General features: G+C 60.7%; 14 protein-coding genes and 2 pseudogenes. 13 read left to right on the top strand and 3 right to left on the bottom strand.

Annotation, left to right across the window (positions count from 1 at the left end; genetic code table 11):
- Positions 1-242 precede the first annotated feature (242 nt).
- The 4 genes and pseudogenes from CXQ92_RS15310 to CXQ92_RS18885 form a co-directional block, all read left to right on the top strand.
- Positions 243-914, top strand: coding sequence for an SAM-dependent methyltransferase (locus CXQ92_RS15310; RefSeq protein ID WP_258069984.1), 672 nt, complete (start codon positions 243-245; stop codon positions 912-914).
- Positions 911-2,584, top strand: a complete 1,674-nt coding sequence (locus CXQ92_RS15305) for an Eco57I restriction-modification methylase domain-containing protein (RefSeq protein WP_258069983.1) — start codon at positions 911-913, stop codon at positions 2,582-2,584. Before CXQ92_RS15310 ends, CXQ92_RS15305 begins: the two co-directional genes overlap by 4 nt.
- Complete coding sequence (locus CXQ92_RS15300) at positions 2,577-5,144, top strand: DEAD/DEAH box helicase family protein (protein WP_104168602.1); 2,568 nt, start codon at positions 2,577-2,579, stop codon at positions 5,142-5,144. The genes CXQ92_RS15305 and CXQ92_RS15300 overlap by 8 nt, the downstream gene beginning before the upstream one ends.
- A gap of 228 nt (positions 5,145-5,372) precedes the next feature.
- A pseudogene (locus tag CXQ92_RS18885) lies at positions 5,373-5,537 on the top strand (hypothetical protein); the annotation flags it as partial.
- A gap of 314 nt (positions 5,538-5,851) precedes the next feature.
- Here CXQ92_RS18885 and CXQ92_RS15295 read toward each other — a convergent pair.
- The gene (locus CXQ92_RS15295) at positions 5,852-9,115 is read right to left on the bottom strand and encodes a class I SAM-dependent DNA methyltransferase (protein WP_146067483.1); all 3,264 of its coding nucleotides are present in this window, start codon (positions 9,113-9,115) and stop codon (positions 5,852-5,854) included.
- A gap of 1,223 nt (positions 9,116-10,338) precedes the next feature.
- Here CXQ92_RS15295 and CXQ92_RS15290 point away from each other — a divergent pair.
- The 5 genes and pseudogenes from CXQ92_RS15290 to CXQ92_RS15275 all read left to right on the top strand — a co-directional run bounded on the left by CXQ92_RS15290 (position 10,339) and on the right by CXQ92_RS15275 (position 18,444).
- Positions 10,339-13,311 carry a DUF3427 domain-containing protein gene (locus tag CXQ92_RS15290; RefSeq protein WP_258070018.1) on the top strand — a complete coding sequence of 991 codons (2,973 nt, stop codon included), beginning with the start codon at positions 10,339-10,341 and terminating at the stop codon, positions 13,309-13,311.
- 494 nt (positions 13,312-13,805) lie between these two features.
- The gene (locus tag CXQ92_RS15285) at positions 13,806-15,848 is read left to right on the top strand and encodes a DUF262 domain-containing protein (RefSeq protein WP_104168600.1); all 2,043 of its coding nucleotides are present in this window, start codon (positions 13,806-13,808) and stop codon (positions 15,846-15,848) included.
- A 97-nt stretch (positions 15,849-15,945) separates the two neighbouring features.
- Entirely contained in the window at positions 15,946-16,143 is a 198-nt protein-coding gene (locus CXQ92_RS18735) for a dihydroxyacetone kinase subunit DhaK (RefSeq protein ID WP_258069982.1), read from the top strand.
- Between the two features lie 82 nt (positions 16,144-16,225).
- Positions 16,226-16,357: pseudogene (locus CXQ92_RS18730) on the top strand (dihydroxyacetone kinase subunit DhaK); the annotation flags it as partial.
- A 254-nt stretch (positions 16,358-16,611) separates the two neighbouring features.
- Positions 16,612-18,444 (top strand): GAF domain-containing protein, encoded by a 1,833-nt coding sequence (locus CXQ92_RS15275; RefSeq protein WP_104168599.1) that lies wholly within the window; start codon positions 16,612-16,614, stop codon positions 18,442-18,444.
- Positions 18,445-18,492: 48 nt separating this feature from the next.
- On the opposite strand, the gene CXQ92_RS15270 is transcribed toward CXQ92_RS15275, so the two are convergent.
- Entirely contained in the window at positions 18,493-19,284 is a 792-nt protein-coding gene (locus tag CXQ92_RS15270; RefSeq protein WP_104168598.1) for an alpha/beta fold hydrolase, read from the bottom strand.
- Positions 19,285-19,405: 121 nt separating this feature from the next.
- On the opposite strand from CXQ92_RS15270, the gene CXQ92_RS15265 reads away from it, so the two are divergent.
- On the top strand, positions 19,406-19,906 hold the full coding sequence (locus CXQ92_RS15265) for an SRPBCC family protein (RefSeq protein WP_104168597.1): 501 nt from the start codon (positions 19,406-19,408) through the stop codon (positions 19,904-19,906).
- 20 nt (positions 19,907-19,926) lie between these two features.
- On the opposite strand, the gene CXQ92_RS15260 is transcribed toward CXQ92_RS15265, so the two are convergent.
- Positions 19,927-20,364: a heme-binding protein gene (locus tag CXQ92_RS15260; protein ID WP_104168596.1), complete on the bottom strand. Its 438-nt coding sequence runs from the start codon at positions 20,362-20,364 to the stop codon at positions 19,927-19,929.
- Positions 20,365-20,554: 190 nt separating this feature from the next.
- Between CXQ92_RS15260 and CXQ92_RS15255 the strand changes: the two genes are divergently transcribed.
- From CXQ92_RS15255 to dhaL, 3 genes are read left to right on the top strand one after another with little or no spacing between them, the layout of a single operon-like run.
- Positions 20,555-21,418: a class II fructose-bisphosphate aldolase gene (locus CXQ92_RS15255; protein WP_104168595.1), complete on the top strand. Its 864-nt coding sequence runs from the start codon at positions 20,555-20,557 to the stop codon at positions 21,416-21,418.
- A 2-nt stretch (positions 21,419-21,420) separates the two neighbouring features.
- Positions 21,421-22,236 carry an HAD-IA family hydrolase gene (locus CXQ92_RS15250; RefSeq protein WP_104168594.1) on the top strand — a complete coding sequence of 272 codons (816 nt, stop codon included), beginning with the start codon at positions 21,421-21,423 and terminating at the stop codon, positions 22,234-22,236.
- Positions 22,233-22,865 (top strand): dihydroxyacetone kinase subunit DhaL, encoded by a 633-nt coding sequence (dhaL, locus tag CXQ92_RS15245; RefSeq protein WP_104168593.1) that lies wholly within the window; start codon positions 22,233-22,235, stop codon positions 22,863-22,865. The genes CXQ92_RS15250 and dhaL overlap by 4 nt, the downstream gene beginning before the upstream one ends.
- The last annotated feature ends 16 nt before the right edge of the window (positions 22,866-22,881 follow it).

Genomic DNA, 22,881 nt, shown 5'->3' with positions numbered 1-22,881 from the left:
TCGCTCGTGCTGTTGGTTGACGCCGCCAGCACTGGCGAGACCCAGTGCTGGCGCAGACAGGTGGCCACCACGCGCGTGGTGGTTGGGAGAGTGAGTAGGCGACTGGTTCTCGCAGCGATCCTGGACCGGGCACAGGGGGCGCTACTCCGTCAGTTGCGCCTGTCGCGGCCGAAGTATCGTAAGGTCACGAGAGACTGTGTAACAGGGCCAAATTGCGCCCGAAGGCGAACGAGAGCAGGAACGTGAAGGTGGAACAAAGAAACGCGACTGGCGGCTCTCCGGCGTTACCCGAATCGCTGGTGAGATCGAAGAAGCGCGTTGCCGATCATGGCGAGGTTTTCACGCCAGCTTGGCTTGTCGACGACATGCTCGAACTGGTAAAGGGTGAGACCGAGCGCATCGACTCGCGCTTCCTCGAACCTGCGTGCGGCTCCGGAAACTTCCTCGTGCAAGTGCTTATCCGCAAGTTGGCGGCGGTCGAGCGCCGCTACGGCAAGTCCGACTTCGAGAAGCGCCATCAGGCACTGCACGCCCTAATGTGCACCTACGGCATCGAACTCCTCGAAGACAATATGGAGGAGTGCCGCGAGAAAATGCTAATTCCGTTTTCGGAGTACCTCGGACTTTGCGAAACCGATGACCTCTATCGCGCCGGTGCCTACGTTCTGAGCGTAAATATCGTGCACGGGGACGCCCTCACGATGAAGGCGGCATCCGGCGGTCCCATCGTCTTCGCCGAGTGGTCATACCTCGGTCGGGGTCTCTTCCAGCGCCGTGACTTCCGCTACGAGTCGATGACGCAGCGCGCCGCGTTCGCCATCGAGGACGGGCTCTTTGCAGATGCGGGCAGGCACGAGATCTTCACGCCGCTGAAGGTCTATAAGCCGGCGAAAATCTCGGAGTTGGCGCCGTGACCGCGACCAAGGCCGCCTACTCAATGCGGGCGCGCAACCCGGACGTCCTTTCGTGCATCGCCAACCTGTCGAACGATCAGGTATTCACCCCGCCAGAGTTCGCAAACGAGATGCTCGACAGGCTGACCGGAGCGTGGGCAGCCGCCAACAATGGCGCCAACATCTGGGCCGACTCAACGGTTACTTTCCTTGACCCGTTTACCAAGTCCGGAGTCTTCCTCAGGGAGATTACCAAGCGTCTTGTCGATGGGCTGATTGACGAGATTCCGGACCTCCAGGACCGTGTCGACCACATCCTCACGAAGCAAGTATTTGGGATCGGCATCACTGAGATTACGGCGCTGCTTGCACGTCGCAGCCTGTATTGCTCGAAGAACGCCAACGGAAAGAACTCCATTGCTCAATCCTTTGATCGTCCCGACGGCAACATCTGGTTTGAGCGCAGCGAGCACACCTGGTTGGGCGGAACTGACTGGGTATACACGGCCGACTCGGGTGGCAAACAGATCAAGCGGTTCACCAACGGTAAGTGCAAATTCTGTGGCGCTCCCCAAATCCTGTTCGACCGTGACACCGGGCTAGAGGCGCACGCGTCCCCTTTTATTCACACCGACGACGTTCAATCTCGGATCTCCGAGTTGTTTGGAGCAGACATGCAGTTCGACGTTGTAGTGGGGAATCCTCCGTACCAAATGACTGGGGGCGGCGGTGGCACGAATGACTCTTCGATCTACCACCTCTTCGTAGAGCAGGCGAAATCCTTGGAGCCCCGCTTCCTCAGCATGGTGATTCCATCGAGGTGGATGGCTGGTGGCCGTGGTCCCGGTCTCGCCGAGTTCAGGAGTGAGTTCCTCGCAGATCCGAGGGTGCGCACCCTCGTCGACTTCGAGAACGCAAAGGACGCCTTCCCGACGGTGGGCATCGGGGGGGGCGTCTGCTACTTCCTGTGGGATCGAGACAACCCAGGCCCATGTCAGAGCGAGTATCGCCGGGGCGGGGCTGTCATTGGCCCATCTGAACGAGCGCTCAACGAGTTCGAGACCTTTGTCCGGGACCCCCGTGGCGTCGAGATCCTCAAGAAGGTCCTCGCCTTTGACGAGAAGAGGTTCGAGAGTCTCGTTAGCGGCGACACTCCCTTTGGGCTCGCGACCAACTTCACCGGCTATAAAGAGGGCGTTGCGCCAGGACACGGTGCGGTGCGCATCTACGCCAACAAGGGCACGAAGCGGCTTACCGGTTCAATGCCCCGGTCGACCATTAGGAAGAACGCTCACCTGATCGACAGTTGGAAACTTTTCTTGCCGGTGGCTGGTTCCGGTCGTGAGCGAGAAAAGTCGGGGGTCGACATCGTGTTGGGGCCGCCGCTCCACGGAGAGCCGGGCTCCGTTTGCACCCAGACATATTTGGTTGCCGGGCCACTTGCCAGCGAAGCGGAAGTGGAGAGCGTTGAATCGTATTTGCGCACCAGGTTGGTGCGCTTCCTGATCTCCCTCCGGAAGCCTGCTCAGCACGTCTTCCGCGGTATGTACCGGTGGGTTCCTGTCCAGGAATGGGACCGTGAGTGGACCGACGAAGCGGTGTACGAGAAGTACGGCATCACGGAATCGGAGCGTGAGCACATCGAGTCCTTCATTAAGCCCATGAACGGCGGGAAGGCCCTCAGTGAATAAGACAGTCGACGAGGTCCTCGTCCCCAAGCCCGAGCAGCGTCTCCGCATCTACGCTTGGACACCCAATGACCCGCCCGCCAACTACAGGGGCCTCATCAAGGTCGGGCAGACCGCACAGACCGACGTGAACGCACGCATTAAGCAATCGCAGGGTCAGATGCAGCAGGCCTACACGCTGCATCTCGACGAGCCTGCCGAGCGCCAGGACGGATCCGTCTTCCGTGACGGTCATGTCCGACAGCGTCTCATCGACAAGGGCTTCGAAAACGTCAAGATCGGCTCGTCGCGCGAGTGGGTGCGCTGCACAGCCGATGACGTGAAGACCGTTATCGTTGAGATGCAGAAGGGCCTCCGACTCACGGGTGCACATCACGATACCTTCGAGATGCGCGATGAGCAGAAGCGGGCGGTGGCCCACACGGTCGACTACTTTCGGTCCCGCTGGAACGAGAATGCCGACGCAGTCCCGCGCTTCCTGTGGAACGCCAAGATGCGCTTCGGCAAGACGTTCGGGTCATACCAGTTGGCGAGCGAATTGGGCGCGAAGAAGGTCCTTGTCGTCACCTTCAAGCCCGCCGTCGAGGATGCCTGGAAGGCCGATCTGGAGTCGCATATCGACTTCGAGGGCTGGCAGTACGCCTCGAAGGCATCTGGCACTAATATCAGCGAGTTGGACCAGAAAAAACCCATTGTCTACTTCGGCTCATTTCAAGACCTGCTCGGCAAGGACAAGACGGGCGCCATCAAGTCGAAGAACGAGTGGGTGCACACGACGGTCTGGGATCTTGTGATCTTCGACGAGTACCACTTCGGAGCGTGGCGCGACACGGCCAAGGAGCTCTTCGAGGGCGAGGACGAGGCTGTCGTCAAAAGGGCATTGAAGGTCGAGTACGCGGACGGTCTGGCAGAGGTCAATGAGGACTTGGACTACGACATGGAGGAAGACGATTTCCTTCCCATCACGACTCGGGCCTACCTTTACCTGTCCGGCACGCCTTTCAAGGCACTCGCCAGCGGTGACTTCATCGAAGAGCAAATCTTCAACTGGACCTACACCGACGAGCAGCGCGCCAGCGCCGAGTTCGCGGCCAGCAAGCCCGATGAGTGGAACCCCTACGGAGCGCTCCCGCAGATGCGCCTGCTTACCTACAAGATGCCCGACGAGATCCTCGCTGTGGCGTCAGCGGGAGAGTTCGACGAGTTCGACCTTAACGAGTTCTTTACCGCGGAGGGCATCGGAGCCGCGGCCGAGTTCAAATACAAGGACGAGGTCCAAAAATGGCTCAGCATCATCCGCGGCCAACACTCCGTCCAGATCGAGTCTGACCTAAAGAGGGGCACCACACCGCCGTTTCCCTACTCCGATGTGCGTCTGCTGCCGTACCTGAATCACTCGCTGTGGTCGCTGCCGCGGCGGTCGTCATGCGACGCGATGGCCAACCTCCTCGCAGAAAAGCACAACACCTTCTGGCACGACTACACGGTGGTGAACCTCTGTGCCCCGAATATCGGTGTGGGGCTCGACGCGCTGCCACCGGTCAAGAACGCCATCGCGGGCGGGTTCGATACGAAGACAATCACGCTGACGGTCGGCAAACTGACCACCGGCGTCACGATCCCGCAGTGGTCGTCCATTCTGATGCTGCGCAATCTGAAGAGCCCCGAGACCTATTTCCAGGCAGCCTTCCGAGTGCAGTCGCCATGGGCGATCAAGAACTCCAACGGCGACAACCCAAACGAGGAGCTGGTCTGGAAGCCGGTCTGCTACGTATTCGACTTTGCCCCGACACGTGCACTGCGTCAGTTGAGTGAATACGCCATCGGGCTCTCGCCGTATGAGTCCAACCCCGAGAAGGCTGTTGCCGACCTCATCTCATTCCTGCCGGTACTCGCCTACGATGGCTCGCACATGACACAGATCGACGCGGGCGGTGTCCTCGACATCGCACTGGCCGGCACCTCGGCGACGCTCCTCGCTCGTAAGTGGGAGAGCGCCGTGCTGGTCAACGTCGACAATGACACGCTGCGCAAGGTCCTCGACAGCCCTCAGGCGATGGCGGCCGTTGAGCGCATCGAGGGCTTCCGAGCACTCGGCGACAACATTATCGAGACGATCATCTCGAAGGCTGAGAAGATCAAGGAGCTTAAGGAAAAGGGCAAGAACGGCGGTCTAACTCCGAAGCAAAAGAAGGAACTCTCTGAGGAGGAGAAGGAGTACAAGTCGAAGCGGAAGTTGGTGCAGGTGAAACTCATCAAATTCGCAACTCGCATCCCAGCCTTCATGTATCTCACCGACTTCCGCGAGAACACGTTGAAGGACGTCATCACACAGTTGGAGCCAGACTTGTTCCGCACAGTCACCGGCCTGACAGTTGGTGACTTCGACTTGCTGGTCAGCCTCAACGTCTTCAACAGCGCCCACATGAACGACGCGGTATTTAACTTCCGCCGCTACGAGGACGCGAGTCTCGCCTACGCCGGGATTGACTCGCACGAGGGACTGACTCACTACGGACTTTACGACACAGTAGTGGCCATGAACGGCGAGAACGCTAGTTGAGCGTGGTCTTACTGAAGTGTTCGGGCGCTACAGCCGCTGATGAACAGGCGCTGTCAGTGGTCGCCCCTACTGTCAGGAACGACACCCCGGCATCCACGAACAGGAGGACTTGAAGTGGCCCGTTCAATCTTCGCGAGCTACTACTACAACGGGGACGCCGGCCGCGTTCAGCAAGTGCTGAAGATGGGCGCGATCTAAGGCGACTCGCGCGTAGTCGCCCAGGATTGGGAATCGGTCAAGTACAAGACCGACGCTGCCATCGAGAAGTGGATTCACACCCAGATGCTGGGCAAAAACGCCGTGGTGGTGTTGGTCGGTTCTGAGATAACCTCACGAAGTCGGTTGAATACGAGATCCGGCTTGGGACGACAGACGCCCGCTCGTCGGAATTAGGATTCACGGCTGAAGGGGCTGAACAGAAGAACCTCCAGTCGTGGCGCGAACCCGTTATCGAAGGTGGCGCTTGAAAGCGGCATACGTCTGGATTCCCGCATCAGGTCCGGTAGGAGCCGAAAGCAGGACGTGTATAGGACCGCCCCAGGGCGGTTTAAGCCATACTCAGCCCTCACGCTGGGCGATGATCGGTGGCTCAAAGAACCAGACTTCCGCCGCGGTTCTGGCGTAGATGAAAGTATGGGTGTGTACGAGGACGGCTCAAAAACTCAGGATCAACTACTCGGTCGTAAAAGGGTGGACCTCTATGTAAGTTACGAGAGCATTCTTCGAACCTCAGTTTGTAGATACTTCCGCAGAGCATCAACGACAGAATTGCGCATTTCCAGCCAGGTTGAATATCCCGGATTGTCGGTTGGAGGTGCTTCAGGAAGTAGGTCCGCGGCGACGTCATCGATGATGGTCCGAGCAAGTCCTACTGCCTGCTTCAAATCGTTAGGGCGGCTGGCGCTCAGAGGGAACGCTGCCTCAAATCCAGCACCGAGGGCGTCCACGAGAGCACGTTCTTCCTCCGGATACTCATCGAACGCCCCTACAAGAAAAAGCTGGGGAGTGTCTATATCGTCGGGCTTTCGCAGTTTACTCAAGCCGTTTCCGGATGTGATTAGCCTCAGCAACTTATTTATACCGTCATATCCTTGCGACCAAGTGCGAACTCGGCGCGGGAGGGTAGGGCCTGACGCTTGGATGGATCTCGTCCGCCCTCCGAGCGCCTGAGTTTCACGAGCGCGTCGACGGGCAACTGTCTGTCGTGTGCAGGTGATGGCTCTGTCAGCCAGTGCGACTGATTCGGGAGATGATTCGCCGTGGGCAAGCGCAGATACCGCCTTAGTTAGTCGCGTAAGTGCTGCATGCTCCTCGCGGGGCAAGCGGTCGAATTCTGAGGTCTTGAACCGCCGGTACGACTGGTAGGAATGACGTACCTCTGTCACGAGTTGCTGCTCTGTTGCCTGATGTGGATCGATGACTGGCCACCGGTTGAAATGACCCAAAAGAATCCGCCTTACGCCTTCACAACCCACTTCACCCGAAACGTATTGAGCGGCAATCGCCCCAAAAGCACTGGCAAGGGTTGCGGCAACGATTTCTGCGTGAAGGGATTTGGTGGACGCAATAGTGTTGAAGTTGTTTGTAACAACGGAGGGCTTATCGAACCATGCGATCTGGTGTCTGAATCCTTCGTTCATCGAGGCTGCGATGTTGACGGGACTAGTGTTGAGGTGCCACCAAGGACTTCGCGCTCTGACTGATGGTTCCTCGTGCACTCCCAGTGACTCGCCTAGGCGGATGTACCTTCCTAGAGCAGTGTCGGCGGTCGGCCGCGCAGCGGGAGCGGACAGTAACCAGAAGCGGCTGAGGGTGGGTTCTCCGGAGTCGATTTCCTTGGATCCGCTCAACAGCGGTGTCAGGAACTTACGATTTAGTTGTGCTTCAGCACCTAGGCCAACGACAGTGCGCACCATGTTGTCGCTATCGGGTTTGCGGTCCTCGAGCTTGAAGAATTTGTGGCCCAGCTTCTGACCGGCCGCTGTCTCTATACCGGATACGGTCACGACCTCAACGACACGTCCCAGTTCCATGAACTCATTGAGAACGTCGGGGATAGTTCCGGGAATAAGCAGGTCAGCGCCAGCTGGTAGCGCGGAAAGATCGCGGATGACCACCTTCTCCGCGGGGCTGGCAATGCCATCGATCCAGTGCAAATCTCCATCAACGGGTTCAAGGACGTTGACGAAATTCAACTCACCCAGACTCTCGCCACCCGCCTGCCGTGGTTCAAACAACATAACGCATGCTGCCACGCGGGCATCACTGAACCATACGTCCGCTTCAGTGTGCCAAACAGTGATGTCATATCGCTGGCGAAGCCAGGCCCTCCATGGGCCAAGGTTGTCGTTCTGCAGGACGCCGGATGGGAGAACAAACGCCATTCGTGCATCGCTCTTCGCCAGCATCGTCCCGAGGAGGACGAACCACGCGGCCAAGTTGATTCCCGTGGTTTTGGGTAGCCCCTTGATGCCGTGGCCCTTGAGGTGGGCTAAGTACCGTAATTCGTTCTCTGCGCTTCGCCCATAAGGTGGATTAGCGATTACAAGGTCAACCTTCTGCAGTGGGTGGTCCTCGGGCTCCTGCTCAGAGGATGCGAAGACGTGAAGCATGTTGACGTTGCCGGGGGAGAGGCTGAAGGCGTCGCCTTGGCGAACCAAGGGGTGGTTGAGCCCTTTTTTTATTCTTCTGGTGGCTAGGTTGATGCTAGCCAGGTGAACGGCAAAGCTATCGATATCGTTGCCCAGATTCTTCTTCAAAGCCTCGTCGTGCGCGAGACCTAGTTCCTGGTGTCTTTGATAAGTTTCAACGAGGAAGGTACCGGCACCACACGCCGGATCAATAACTACGGTGTCAGCCGAGCGAACCCCCCAGCGTGCCATGGCTTTGGCCAGTCTCGGTTGAGTGTAGTGCTGACCGAGTTCATGTCGCCTCTCAGTACTGATTAGGCGCTCAAAGATAGTCCCTAGAATGTCACTCGAAACGAGATGCAGATCCAACTTCTCCACGAAGTCGAAAAGCGCCATCCAGTGCGGTAGTGCTTCGCTGGGTGACGTATAAAGAACCCACTGCGCTACGTCGCTGATCACGAGAATCGGTTTGTAGTCACCGGTGATTGTGACTGCTTCGAGTAGACCTGATATAACAGCGGCCTTGAGCGCTTCGGCGGTCCTAGGGGTGGTGCCACCTAGTAATGGGTCCAAAGTTTCAAAATAGTCTCGAAGCAGCCTGTGAAACAGGCTAGCCGTGAGAACTTCTGCGATGCCCTGAGCCACCAGGTACTGGCGTTCCTGGGCGTTGTCCAAGTCCAGCCCTGCTGCCAGAGCCTGTTTATGAATGCTGGGCGAAGCCTGGTCATAGCTATTGGCCACGACTCTGCCTATGGGGCCGTGCAGTGCGTCGGTGATGGCTTTGAAGTAATCCAAAGCCATCGAATCTATCGACAGTGGCGGAGCTTGGCCTATGACGGTGAGGTGGTACCGCTCAAATAGGGAGCGGAGTCCGTCCTCAACCGCTGCCTTACGCTCGGGCGTGGTGAGGGCCCGCCACCAGCCAATCTGGTTCGGGTAGGAAGGGTCAACAAGGCTGATCAGGTCGCCTTGAAGGCGTCGGAGAGGCTGCGCGTGAAGTCCTGCGCCGGCATTAAGATAGGCCACTTGAAGAAAGTTTGTAGTAAAACAGTAGGCGGCTCCCTGAAGTTGCGCTTTTTGAACTGCGTCATTGACTTCAGATACCACTAAGGGGTGAACACCCATTGGGGTATCCGGCCGCTTTGCCTCCCCTGTGAACAGAATTGAACCGTCGTTCCGCTCTACACGAACGTCGGTACGGTCGCGAGAGCCTTGCCCTACAGTCGTCTCAACGGACCACCGCACGGGGAATCCGAGGACTTCTGACCCGACTTGCTCCGCTACGCCCTTGAGGTCGGCAAGCCATTCAATTTCGTTAACACCGGGATGTAATACAGTCACCTGGTCAGTTTAGGCTTGGTCAACAGCTTTTCCCGCCCATTCGTCATGGAGACACGTCGCGCCTTGCCGCCCGTGCTCTGAGTGTCGACGCATGTCTACCTGTATGAACACATCTCGCAACGGTCGTGAGCCGAACAACTCAGGGCGCCGGCTCATCAAACGCGTGTTTGAAGTATTTCTGCTGTCAGCTGCTCGTTGTGCAGGGGGCGCGGCAGCCGCTGTGGTTATCGACTTGCCGTCTGAACCCACGGTCTTGATTGGGTTTTCGAGCAACCATGCGCGCTGATGGTGTCCTAAGTCTTCGCGTCTGGAAGACGGGTCGGTGACGGTGCCTCCTCCGAGACATGGTTTTGTATCCCAGGACGGTATGACGCTGCGCGTAGGCGGGGTGGCACAAACGATCGATTGTGGACCTACGTTCCTGATACACGACTGAGGCAACGGGAGAGATGTGCCGGCGTTGGGCTCCTGACGCCTACCACCACGGCCCCAGGCGTGCTCTCATCAAAGGATTCTTTCCTAGGACGGACCGGATGCCTCGGCGAGGACCACGCTGGCTCAGCATCTGCGGGGCTACGTTCTCTTACCGTGGTCTCAGCAATGTCTCACCTCAGTTCCTCTCGACAGAGCAAGCTGCAGCCTTTGATGAGATCGGTGAAACATTGAGGCGAAGAGTGCCAAGTAGGCGAGAGTTCGCACTCCGACGGGACACGACGGCGCCCGGCAGGTAGGGTTCTTATCGTCCATCGGGCAGATTGCGGGTGTCTTTTCGAGCCGTTGCAGTGTCGGCTCAAGCCATCGCGCAGGTTCATGTTGGGCTGACAGGGGTAGGTGGCCGATTCCGGGTGCAGCGTGCCGGTCAGCAACAAGTGTCAGGTCAGACAGCGCGAATGCCGGTGTCAGTTATCTCGCCGCAACCTACGCCGATAGTTGGCTGTGACGTCGTTGGATCGTGAAGCGTGCGGATTGCCCTGATGGGATCGCCGCGTGTACTTCGTCATAGCAAGCTGCCGGTATTTCTCCCGACACCGACTTACTCTGTAACGGTGGAGAAAATCAATGGGGGAGCAGCGCGGCATGAATTAGCCGAAGGTCTCTACGAGACGCTCGTTACCCGCTCACTCTCAGAGCGCTTAGTCGGTGTGCCTAAACTCGAAGCAACAGTTGAGCCATTAAGCGAGAGCGATGCTCTTGTTGCTGTGTCTCGGCATCTAGCGACGGTGATGAGGGATGCGCTATTCAAGGCTGAGGCCGAGAGTCGGCTCGCCTTAGCAAATCAACTCCTAGTGGCACTGTCAGCGGACGAGGTAATTCACGAGGGACCGTCGCAGCTTCTGTCCCTTCACAAGTCCGAGTCAGTGAATCGGCGCGACCTGCGGCGGCCCGCGACGGCGCTCTCCGACTCGGCACTCCTAACCAACGGTAGAGATGAACCGAACTTGGCGGCGGAGCTGCGCGCTGAGATGGAGTCCGCCAACACCGTCGATCTTCTCTGTGCCTTCATCCGGTGGACCGGGCTTAGGCTACTCCACCCGGCTCTCGAGCGCCTGGCCGAGCGGGGGGTGAAACCTCGCGTCATAACGACCACCTATATGGGTGCTACTGAGCGCCGAGCGATTGACGAGCTGGTGAAGCGATACGGCGCTGAGGTTAAGATCAGCTACGAATCGCAAGCGACGCGGTTACATGCGAAGGCGTGGTTGTTCCGTCGCAACACCGGTTTTGATACGGCCTACGTGGGGAGCTCAAATTTGAGCAAGGCAGCGTTGGTCGACGGGCTGGAATGGAACGTGCGCCTCAGCTCCGTCGCCACACCAGACCTCCTCAAGAAGTTCGAGGTGACCTTCGATAGCTACTGGGCACAGCGCGCCTTTCAGTCCTACGCCCCTGAGCGGGACGGCGACAAACTTGATGCGGCGCTCGAACGCAACGGTGGTCGCCGCACCGGTGCACCGAAGACCGAAACCGGGCTTGAGTTAGAGCCGTACCTGCACCAACTCGAGATGCTCGAGGATCTCGAATCTGAACGACTCAAGGGCCATACGCGGAACCTCATGGTCGCGGCAACCGGCACCGGCAAGACCGTCACCGCCGCTCTTGATTATCGGCGCCTCTGCGAAGTAGCGGGCCGGAGCCTCAAGCTGCTCTTCGTGGCGCACCGACAGGAGATTCTGAAGCAAGCGCTGAGTACATATCGCACCGTGATGCAAGACGGCGCGTTCGGCGATCTCTACGTGGGAGACAACAAGCCAACCCAGTGGAACCACGTCTTCGCATCGGTGCAATCGCTCGCCTCGCGCGGAGTCGAAGCGCTGGAACCAGATTCCTTCGAGGTTGTCGTTATTGACGAGTTCCACCACGCGATGGCGCCGAGCTATCGCCGCATCATCGACCATCTCCGCCCTCAGCAGTTACTCGGGTTGACGGCCACTCCTGAGCGGGGTGATGGGGTGGAGGTGGCGAAACAGTTCTTCGATGGTCGGACTGCGAGCGAACTTCGCCTCTGGGATGCTTTGGACGCTGACCTCCTAGTGCCGTTTCATTACTTCGGGGTGTCAGACGACGTCGACCTCAGCCAGTTGGAATGGAAGCGCGGCAACTACGACGTTGCACAACTTAACCGCCTCTACACGGGTAACGATGCGCGCGCAGCGAAGGTGATTCGAGAACTGCGCGACAAGGTCACCAATACTGATGAAATGCGCGCGCTCGGGTTCTGCGTATCCGTTCAGCACGCGCACTACATGGCCGAGGTCTTCAACCGTGCGGGTATCCGATCGCTCGCCGTTTATGGCGGTACCGACGACGATGCGCGGGCGCTCGCCCTCGCGCAATTGGGAGACCTAACTGTCAACTGCCTCTTCACTGTTGATCTCTTCAACGAGGGCCTCGATCTACCGCAGGTCGATACGGTGCTCCTCCTGCGTCCCACCCAGAGCTCCACGGTCTTTCTCCAGCAACTCGGCCGTGGACTTAGGAGAGCCGAAGGGAAGTCTGTACTCACCGTATTGGACTTCATCGGCCAACAACGCCGTGAGTTCCGGTTCGACCTCCGGTACAGAGCCCTCACCGGATACGGGCGGAAGCAGCTTGAGAAAGCTGTGGAGGACGAGTTCCCTTACCTTCCGTCGGGATCGCAGATCATACTCGATCGTGTTGCTCAGAAGGTCGTCCTCGACAACATCAGGTCTCAGCTGCGGTTCAATCGGTCGCAACTCGTCCGGGACATCACCTCCTACGGCGAGACAAACTTGGCTTCGTATCTCGACAAGTCCGGCAATGACCTTAAGCAGCTGTATCGGAACACTACGGACTGCTGGACCGGCTATCTGCGCCAGGCCGGTTTGATCGGCTCTCTCGCGGAAACCGGCACAGAGCAGCAGATCCTCGAACTCTCCGGTCCAAACGAGCGAAAGCTCCTTGATCGGATGGTGCGCTTCCTGCACGTCGATGATCCCGAACGCGGAGAGGAGTATGTGAGGCTGGTCGATCCATCGTGCCCGCCCTACGCCGACCTCGGTCCCCGGGAGCAGACTTTCGCACGAATGCTGTTCTACACGCTGTGGAGTGATGGCGGCGGATTCAGCACGTACGACGCGGGCCTCAGCCACCTTCGCCAATACCGCTTCGTATGCAGCGAGATTCAACAGTTGATTGAGCTTGGGGTGGCAAGGTCGCGTCACGCGGGCAAGGGCCTTGGCTTGGGCTTGCAGCACATTCCACTCCTGTCGCACGCGACCTACCGTCGAGAGGAAATACTCGCCGCGCTGAGCTACGGTTACCTCGAAGCGGGGAAGAACGTGCAGCACCGCGAGGGCGTTGCCTGGTGTCCTCAAACCTCGACGGACGCCTTCTTCGTAACGCTCAACAAGGACGACAAGAATCATTCAGCGTCGACGATGTACAAGGACTATGCAATCAGCCCGGAGTTGTTCCACTGGGAGTCTCAGAACGCGACGTCGCCCTCAAGCCCGACTGGACGCCGGTACCTCGCTCGAAAGAGCCACGGTTCTCACGTCCTGATCTTCACGCGGCCCACCGCGGAGGACGAGACCGGTCTTACGGTGCCGTACACGTGCCTCGGCGCGGTGGACTACGTGCAGCACTCGGGGGAAAGGCCAATCGCCATCACTTGGAAGTTGCACCGCCCCATGCCTGCTGATGTCTTTGCGGAAGCGGCGGCGGTGGCGCTGTGATAGCTATAGTGGGTACGACTTTCATAGGCTTAACTGGCCGCGCATCTTCCTCAAAACGAAAGGAGCTGCCAGGGACCGATTCTGACGGTGAAGGTCGCGTATCCATTTTCATGTACGAGGATGGCCGAAAATCGTGCTCGATGACGCGTCAAGTTCTGACAACTCAACTCATCGAGGTATGGAGCTGCCATCGCGGCCGATGCTGCCAGGCCATTGAAGCCGGTCGCTGCAACGGGACCGAGATCTACGGTGAGCGTATTTGTGAAAAGGGTCTGCCGGTTGGCCGAAGCACGCCGTGCAGTTCGCGCGCTTCAAGCCCGCCCTGAAATTTCGTCGCATAGCCAGGCACCGAAACACTCGCTCAGGTTACTCATCCGCCTCGGAGACTGCCTTATAGCGCATCCACCCGGCGATGCGACGCAGGTTCGGCGTTCAAACCAGATAATCTCTAGTGCTAATGGGTTCTATCGTGCACGCTCGTCGCACCCACACCCATGCTCGATGATGCCCAGGTCGCGGAAAAGGAACTTCTCATGAAAGCAAGCCCTACGTATTTGCTTGATTCTCTCTCGAACAACGATGTTACGTTTTTCATTCCGCCGTACCAAAGGAATTACGAGTGGTCGACAGACAACTGCAAGGTGTTACTTTCAGACGTCAAGAAGGTTAAAGAAGCGAACCTGTCGAACGTAAAAACAGAACACTTCTTTGGCAGTATCGTTTACGTTGTAGAGGAAGTAGGTTTTGGGGTTCCAGCTAAGTATATTCTTACTGACGGCCAGCAGCGAATAACAACTACGATGCTCCTACTGACGGCTCTACGAGACAGTATCGATGACCCCAGCTACAAGAAAGAAATTCAGAGGCGCTACCTCGAAAATGATCGAGCTGACGAAAGCGTCGAGTACAAAATCAAACTCAAGCAGGTAGAGACCGACTGGGAAGCCTATAAACTCCTAGTTCTTGAGCACGACGTACCCGAGAACCTGAAAAACTCGTCTGTATATCAGAATTACCTTTTCTTCTTCAAGGCGCTTGACGCTCTGGCTGATGATGATAAAAAGAACCTTCTCGAGAAGGGCCTAATGAAGTTTAGTATCATCTCGATACAACTTGAGCCAGATCGAAATCCCTGGGAGAATCCGCAGGAAATATTTGAGTCAATGAACTCTTTGGGCAAACCGCTATCACTTGCTGACCTGGTTCGCAACTACCTATTGATGGGGAAGAGTACGCGGCAGCAATCTGAGCTTTATAACGGCTTTTGGCTAACTCTGGAAAAGCGACTACCCGGTAAGCTATCTGAGTTCCTCCGTGACTGGATGCAAGCAGACCAGCATCGAAGCTTCAAGGTTGCCCGCGAGAGCAACTATAAGGAGCTGTATGGGGCTTTCAAGGACATTGCTCGTGGGCGAAGCGTGGAAGAACTTTTCGAGAGCTTCGTCAGATTTTCGCACCCGTACTCCATCATCTGTGGCCTTGAACAAACAGGGCTTCGGGCACTCGACCGGATAATCTTCGATCTCAACGTGATTGGGGTCGTGCCCGCCTACTCCTACTTGGCAGAAGTGCTGGCCGCTTGGGAAGTTCGACTTCTGTCAGAGAGTGATCTCGTTGAAGTACTGACTGGCATCAGAACCTATCTGTTGCGTCGACGTGTTCTTGGCGTCACTCTGGCTGAAAACAAATTCTATCCAATTTTGGGCAAGCGTCTTGGCGAGCTTTGTAGCGCTCAAGACAAGACGGAGAATTTATTCCGACAGCTTTCATCTCAAGAGTACGCGCTGCGACTGCCCAATGATGACGAAATGGCATCCCGACTCCGAACGCTTAACTTCTACAACTTGGGGCGGTCGCGGAACTATCCTAGGCTGCTTCTTTCAATGGCTGAGGAACACCTTACTAAGTCTCGGCCCGTTTGGGATGATCCCCGGCTCCAGCTTGAGCACATCATGCCGCAAAAGTTGAATGGTGATTGGCGTCAAATGTTGGGGGTGGATTTCGAGGCAGTGCATCAGGAGCTTGTGAACAATATTGGAAATATAACACTAATCCGCCATAACCAGGAGCTTGGTAACAAGCCCTTTGGGGACAAGAAAGAAACCTATTCTGGGCAATCGGGCCTGCAGGTAACTCAGAATCGTGTCCTAGACCGAGAGATTTGGGACGACGAATCTATCAGGAGACGACAAGACTATTTGATTAACTTGATCACTCAGAAAATCCTGGCTATTCCTCCGAGTTTTAAGCGGGCGAGCAACTGGAATCAAAGCGAAAACAGTTCTACTTCATTCGATCAACGGGCGAAACTGAATCCCTTGATCGGAGAGACAATCGAGTTCATTTCAAATCCGGGCATGGTTGCACAGGTGGTGAGCGATTCCAAGGTCTTTTTTGAGGGCGAAGAATGGGCGCTTGGCCCATTAACGAAAGCACTGAAGGAACGGGGCGGAGCGAAGATTAGCAAAACCACTAGCTTTCACGGTGCTTCAAACTGGAGCTGGGACGGCGTCAAGTTGGTTGACCTCGATATCTAACACTCATGAAGCGAGGCGAGGGTATCGCACTGGTCTACCCTCGACAGGTCAGCGCCCTTGCTATGGGGCCGGCTGAGGACATGGTCCGGCGCACTTGATGGTCGTGGGCAAGGGCATGCTCGTCGCCGGCTGCCCGGGTGATGTGTTCGCGGCCCAACCGTTCGACTACGTTTTCGAGACGACCAAGCTGATGGCCTCGCCCAAGGGTTTGCTGCTGTTGCTGAGCAGCTACACGGGCGACAAGATTGTGTTCGAGATGCCCGAGGAGATGCCTAGCTGGATGGCATCGAGGTGAGGACACTGTTCATCAACGACGACGTCTCTGTGGAGGGCTCGACCCACATGATCGCCGGCACGCGGGAGCAGGCAACGTCTTTGTGATCAAGGCCGTCGCCGCTGCCGCGGAGTGCGGGGCGGACCTCGACGAGGTCGTCCCCGTCGGCGAGAAGGTGAACTCCGTGACCCGGACTATCGGTGTTGCGCTGACCGCGTGTACCCTGCCGGCGAAGGGCAGCCCGCTGTTCGAGCTCGGCGAGGACGAGATTGACATGGGCGTCGGGATCCACGGTGGTGTGCGGGGCGATCTAAGTGAGCGGCTGCTTGAGTTTCCTCCAGCGCGTGACGGGTGCGGCAAGAGCACCTGGTGGTCATCGCCCTCTGCAAGCATCCCGGTGTCCTACCGGGGTTGCTTGCAGAGGGCGGCCCGCTATTCTGAAGGCCCGTGCGCAGTGTCGCGCCCGGTTGCAGGAGACAGGTGCCGTCCATGCAGCAGCTTCCCACGCCCAGCATCACCCAGAACCAGCAGAACCACACCCCGCCGTCCCAGCTGGACCGCATCACCGAACTGGCCGGAGACCTCGCCGGCCAGTTCGAACTGGTCCCGCTGCTCGAACGCGTCCTCGGGCATGCCGCCGCCCTCCTCGGGTGCGAGAGCGGCTCCATCTCGATCGTCCACGAGGCCGAGGGCTACTACCGCAAGGAAGTGGACCAGGGTGTCGGCTGCCGCGAGGGCCAGACCTTCTCCCTGACCGAGGGCCTTACCGGACAGATCGTGAAGACGCGCGGCACCGTAATCCTCGACTGCTACGCATCCGTGCCGATCGGCCACATCGACCCTGCCGACCCGCGATGGGGGAGTGCCGTCATCGGCGTCCCCATCACCTGGGCCGGCACCATCATCGGCACGTTCGCCATCTTCAGCGACGGACCCGGCCGGGTCTTCAGCCCGACGGATGCCTCCCTCGTAGAACTGTTCGCCAACCACGCGGCCATCGCCATCATGAATTCGCGGCTTCACCAAGCGGCTGCCGCGAAGGAACGCGAGGCCGCCGTCGCCGGTGAACGCGAACGCGCGGTGCAGGAGGTCCACGAGACCATCGGACGGTCCCTCGGCTCGCTGCTGCTCCACCTCGACCGCGCGGACAAGGCGACGCCCGGCGGCTCGCCGTCCATCCAGCACATCGACGCCGCCCGCGTGCTCGCCCACGAGGCGCTCTTCGAGACGCGCCGCACCGTGCTGGGCTTCGGTCCCTCCAGCCTGGCCGGCCGCACGCTCGAGGAAGCGGTCCGACAGGAAGTTGACCGGATCAACGCTAGCTACCCGATCGACGTGACGTTCCTCGTGACCGGCGAGCCCCACGACCTCGCGCCGGCGGTGGCTCACCAGCTTTTCATGATCGTCCAGGAGGCGATCGCCAATGTGGTGGTGCACGCAGACGCGAGGACATGCCGGGTGGGCATCTTCTACGACACCACCGGTATCGCGGCCGTCATCGAGGACAACGGCCGCGGGTTCGAGGACCCCGACACACCGAGCCTGAAGGGTACCCGGCTCGGGCTGCACGGCATGGCCGCCCGCGCCCACTTCCTGCGCGGCGAGCTACATGTGGACTCGACGCCGGGCTGGGGCACGAGCGTCCGCGCCGAAGTGCCCTTCTCCTCGAACGGGGACGCCTCCCGGGAACGGTGGAAGGTCCTCGTCGCCTGCATCCAGCCCCTGATCCGGGCCGGGCTCGTCCGGCTCCTCGAAACCTCCGAGCCGTCCGTACAGGTGCTGGGCGAAGTGGGGACGCTTGAGGACCTTACGGAATCGGTGTCCCTCCTGCAGCCGGACATGCTCGTCCTCGACGAGCACCTGCTCGCCGAGTACGCCGAAGCCCGCGGGAGAGAGAAGGACACCGTGGAGCGGCCGGTGGTCGCCGTCGTCGACCGCCCCACCGACGAGCAGCTGGCAGCCGCCGCGTCGTCAGGCGTGCGGGGGTTCCTCTCCCTCTCCTCCGCACCGGCGGAGGTGGCACGCGTCGTCGTCGCCGCCGCCCGCGGCGACGCCCTGCTCGACGGGGCGATGTTCACGCGACTCGCGGAGGTCCGTGGGACCGACCCCGGCGAGGCGATCCAGCTGACCGCCCGCGAACTCGAGGTCCGCGACCTCCTGGCCGAAGGCCTGGCGGACAAGCAGATCGCCACGCGGCTCGCCATTTCGGTCAAGACCGTCGAGAAGCACGTGAGCGCGATGCTCCGGAAGACCGGGACCCGAAACCGCACCATGCTGGTGGGGCTGCAGCGCCAGAATCAGGCGGCAGCGAACGCCAGGTAGGCGCCGGCGCCGCCAGCACGCTTGCCAGGTGTGCGGCTCAGGGGATAGTTACGAAGACCCCGCGGCGGTGGCGTCGAGGATGAACCGGGCTGTTTCCTTCGGCTGGTCCCAGTGCGGGAAGTGCCCGCAGTCCTCGAAGACGTGCAGGGTGGCGTCCGGATAGAGAGACATGGCGACGGCGGCCTCGCTGAGCGGGGTGACCCTGTCCGCCCGGCCCCAGCCGAACGCCAGCGTGCCCCTGATCGTCCCCCGTGGCGCGCCTGCCTGGCGCGGTCCGTGCGCGAGCGATCTACGCGCTTCGTCAAGACCGGGCGAGGTGGCGAATCCGCGGAGCTCGGTGAGGACGAGGTCCGGGTCGAGCTTCCAGGGGGCCGCGGAGAACTGGGCGAGCAACGCCGTCCGGCCCGCAGCCTGCTGGACGAGTGACGGCAGGACGGGCTGGAGGCGCCGTACCAGCGCAATGGACGCGGTGATGCTGGCGTTGAAGATGCGCACCTGGGTGTCGCTCCAGAATCCTCCGGGATCGAGGGCGACGACGTTGCCGGCGTGACCCCGCCGCGCGAGCTCGACCACGATCCGCGCACCCATCGAGCTTCCGACGATATCCGCATCGCGCAGGTTCTCCTGCTCGAGGAACTGCTCGACGGCGTCCGTGAGGGTCGCGATGGTCACCTCGCCCGCGAGCGGCTCGCTGCTGCCGAACCCGGGAAGGTCGATGGCGATGATCTCGCGCTGTTCCTGCAGCAGGGGGAGGACGGGGTCCCAAGTACGGACGCTCGAGCCCAGCCCGTGCACGAGGACGAGTGGCCTTCCGGTGCCGGTTCGTTCGGTGTTCAACATGTGAAGCCTTTCGTAGCCGGCGCGAGAGCCCAGTCTATGCGGGCACGGAGCGCTGCGGCCGATCCTGCGGTGGCGCGGGACCGGGCAGGAGAAGCCTTGACCGCTCTGTGAGACTGGGCTCATGAGCCAGACAGAGATCCGCCACCACCAGGAGTCCGTCACCATCCAGGCGTCACCCGAGGCCGTCTACGAGATCGTCTCCGACATCACCCGCACAGGCGAGTGGAGTCCGGTCTGCACGCGGTGCTGGTGGGACGACGACGCAGCTGCAGGCCAGGTGGGTTCCTGGTTCACCGGGCACAACGAACTCCCGGACCGGGCCTGGGAAACCCGATCGCAGGTCGTGGCGGCCGAGCGCGGCCGCGAGTTCGCCTGGGTGGTCGGCGGCGACAGGGTTTGCTGGGGCTACACCCTGACGCCGGCCGGCACCGGGACCACACTGACCGAATCCTGGGAATTCCTGCCGGCCGGCATCGCCGTGTTCGAGGAGAAGTTCGGCGATGATGCGCCCGCGCAGATCGCCGACCGCACCCAGCAGGCGCTCGACGGCATCCCGACAACGCTCGCCGCGATCAAGCGGATTGCCGAGTCCAGCGCGTCGCGTGAGGATAAGCGGTCATGAGACCGTGACTCGGCACTCCGTCAGGCGATCGCGAACTCCAGGTAGGCGGCGGCGCCGGCGGAGGCGACTTCCTGGTCCTGCTCGATGGTGCCGGTGGAGACGCCGATCGCGCCGATGATGCTGCCGTCGCGGACCAGCGGGATGCCGCCGGGGAACACCACGAGGCGTCCGCCATGAGCATCGTTCAGTCCGTAGATGGGACCGTCGGGCCGGGTGACTTCCTGCAGGTCGCCGGTCTCGCACTGAAAGGCGATGGCGGTGTAGGCCTTGTTGATCGCGATGGTGATGCTGCCGATGTTCGCGCCGTCCATGCGCACATGCGCCTTCAAATTCCCGCCGGCGTCGACCACGGCGATGTCCATGGGCTGGCCGATCTCCGTGGCCTTCGCTGCCGCCGCGTCGATGACGATGCGGGCTTCTTCCGACGTGATGGTCTCGAGTACTGATCCGGGTGTCATGGGTGTCCTTCGTCGTCGAAGTGGGTGGCCGGACGGCCGCGGCCCACTCAACCACCGGCGTCCACCGCTGGCGAGGTAGGAATTTCCCGGGGTGGTGATTCCCCCCAGGCCAGGGGCGGGAGAACCCCCATACCCAGAGCGCGAACCCCCACTTAGCGTGGGAGGAAGCCTGACCAGGAGGAAACATATCGTGGCTGTCGTACCCCTGAAGGACATCGTCGACCCGGCATTCCAAGCACGCTACGGAGTGCCCGCCATCAACATCTTCAACGACCTGACCATGGAGGGCGTGCTCGCCGGCGCGGTAGAGGCCAACTCCCCGGTGATCCTGCAGACCTCGGTGAAGACCGTGCGCACCATCGGCTCCCGCGTGCTCTTCGACATGTGGCGGTCCATGACGCGCGGCATCGAGGTGCCCGTCACCCTGCACCTGGACCACTGCCCGGACCGCGAGGTCATCACGGACTGTCTGCGGGTCGGCTGGAACTCGGTGCTCTTCGACGCGTCCGAGCTCCCGGTTGAGGAGAACCAGCGCCAGACCATCGAGGTCGTCGCCGAAGCCCGCCGCCACAATGCGCAGGTGGAGGGCGAGATCGAGGCGATCACCGGCGTCGAGGACGACCACGGCTCCGACGACGTGTCCCGCCAGCAGACCCTCGAGGTGGCGCTCGCGTTCATCGACGCGACCGGGATCGACGTCTTCGCCCCCTCCATCGGCAACGCCCACGGCAGCTACAAGGCCGCTCCGGTGCTCGACGCCGACCGCGTCACCCAGCTCGTCGAGGCCCGCAGCGTCCCCATCGCCCTGCACGGCGGCAGCGGGCTCAGCGCCGAACAGTTTGCCGACCTCATCGCCCGCGGCTGCGCGAAGGTCAACATCTCCACGGCGCTCAAGGAGACGTACATGCAGTCCAGCCTGGCGTTCCTCAAGCAGGCCGAGCAGAACAGCAAGTGGGATCCGCCGTCGCTGTTCAAGCACACGCGGGCCGACGTCGTCGCCCTCACCACGGATCTCTGTACGCAGTTCGGCAGCGCCGGGAAGGGTGGCCGCTGAGCATGCCCGCGCTCATCTTCGACTGCGACGGCGTGCTCGCCGACACCGAGCAGTACGGCCACCTGCCCGCCTTCAACCGGACCTTCGCCGAGTTCGGCGTCCCAGTGCAATGGAGCGTCGACGAGTACGCCGACCGGGTGAAGATCGGCGGCGGTAAGGAGCGCATGCGCAGCATCCTGACCCCCGCGCTGATCGCGGAGCTCAGCCTCGACGACGACACCTCGACCGACGCGACGATTCTCGCCTGGCACAAGCGGAAGACCGAGATCTACAAGGGTCTCGTGGAGAGCGGCGTGATGCCCGCCCGGCCGGGCATCGCCCGCATCGTGAAGGAAGCGTACGACGCAGGGTGGACGCTCGCCGTCGCCTCCACCTCCGCCGAACCCGCGGTCCGCGCCGTCCTGACGCACGCCGTCGGGGAGGATCTCGCGTCGCACTTCGCGGTGTTCGCCGGCGACGTGGTGCCCGCCAAGAAACCGGCACCGGACATCTACCTGCTGGCGCTGAAGGAGCTCGGGGTCCCGGCCGACGACGCGATCGTCGTCGAGGACAGCGGCAATGGGCTGCGCGCCGCCGTTGCCGCGGGCCTCGCCACCGTGGTGACCGTCAGCGGGTTCACCCGCGAGGAGGACTTCACGGGCGCGGCGCTCGTCGTGAGCGCCCTCGGGGACCCGGACGGTGAACCGGTCGAGGTCCTCGCCGACCCGCACGGCGTCGGCGTCGATGGCGCCGTCACCCTCGCTACCCTGCAGGCGCTGCTTCCCACGTCGTCGACTGGGACTTCCCCTGCACCGTCCACCGGAACGGAGACACCATGAGCACCACCAAGATCGACGACGTCGAGTACGTCGTCCGCTCCCTGGCGCAGACCACCGTCGAGAAGGAGAAGGAGTTCGGCGACCTCGACGCCGTGGTGGGCGACGGCGACCTCGGCTACTCCCTCGCCCGCGGCTTCGAGAAGGTCCTGGCCGACTGGGATTCACTCAAGCGCGACGACGCCGCCACGTTCCTGCAGCAGATCGCGCTCGCAATCTCCAGCAGGATCGGTGGGACCTCCGGACCGTTGTGGGGGACAGCGTTCCTGCGGGCATCCGCCGCCGCGAAGACCGTCGACATGATCGACGGGGCCGCCGTCGTCGCCATGCTCCGCGGTGCGACCGACGGCATCAAGGCGCGTGGCAACTCGGACCTCGGCGACAAGACCCTGCTCGATGCCCTCATCCCCGCCACCGACGAGCTCGAACGCCAGCTCGCCGCGGGCGCCTCGCCGGAGGACTGCCGGAAGGCGTTCGCCGCGAAGGTCCGCGAATGCGCGGATGCGACGTCGACCATGGAGGCCAAGCGTGGCCGCGCCAGCTACAGCGGCACCCGCAGCATCGGCTCACCCGACGCGGGCGCGGTGGCCGTGGCCGTCATCGTCGAACGCATCGTGGCCGACTGGCCCTGACAGTTCCATCCCCACC

Source organism: Arthrobacter sp. SX1312, from assembly GCF_002929295.1.
Classification (GTDB): Bacteria; Actinomycetota; Actinomycetes; order Actinomycetales; family Micrococcaceae; genus Arthrobacter_D.
The sequence above is the reverse complement of the archived record's forward strand: the minus strand, read 5'-3'. Positions and strand labels throughout refer to the sequence as shown.

What these genes read in the sequence shown, in the direction of transcription:
- CXQ92_RS15290 (WP_258070018.1), top strand. Translation starts at nt 10,339, where the DNA reads ATGAGGGATGCGCTATTCAAGGCTGAGGCCGAGAGTCGGCTCGCCTTA.
- CXQ92_RS15285 (WP_104168600.1), top strand. Translation starts at nt 13,806, where the DNA reads ATGCTCGATGATGCCCAGGTCGCGGAAAAGGAACTTCTCATGAAAGCA.
- CXQ92_RS18735 (WP_258069982.1), top strand. Translation starts at nt 15,946, where the DNA reads ATGGTCGTGGGCAAGGGCATGCTCGTCGCCGGCTGCCCGGGTGATGTG.
- CXQ92_RS15275 (WP_104168599.1), top strand. Translation starts at nt 16,612, where the DNA reads ATGCAGCAGCTTCCCACGCCCAGCATCACCCAGAACCAGCAGAACCAC.
- CXQ92_RS15270 (WP_104168598.1), bottom strand. Translation starts at nt 19,284, where the DNA reads ATGTTGAACACCGAACGAACCGGCACCGGAAGGCCACTCGTCCTCGTG.
- CXQ92_RS15265 (WP_104168597.1), top strand. Translation starts at nt 19,406, where the DNA reads ATGAGCCAGACAGAGATCCGCCACCACCAGGAGTCCGTCACCATCCAG.
- CXQ92_RS15260 (WP_104168596.1), bottom strand. Translation starts at nt 20,364, where the DNA reads ATGACACCCGGATCAGTACTCGAGACCATCACGTCGGAAGAAGCCCGC.
- CXQ92_RS15250 (WP_104168594.1), top strand. Translation starts at nt 21,421, where the DNA reads ATGCCCGCGCTCATCTTCGACTGCGACGGCGTGCTCGCCGACACCGAG.
- dhaL (WP_104168593.1), top strand. Translation starts at nt 22,233, where the DNA reads ATGAGCACCACCAAGATCGACGACGTCGAGTACGTCGTCCGCTCCCTG.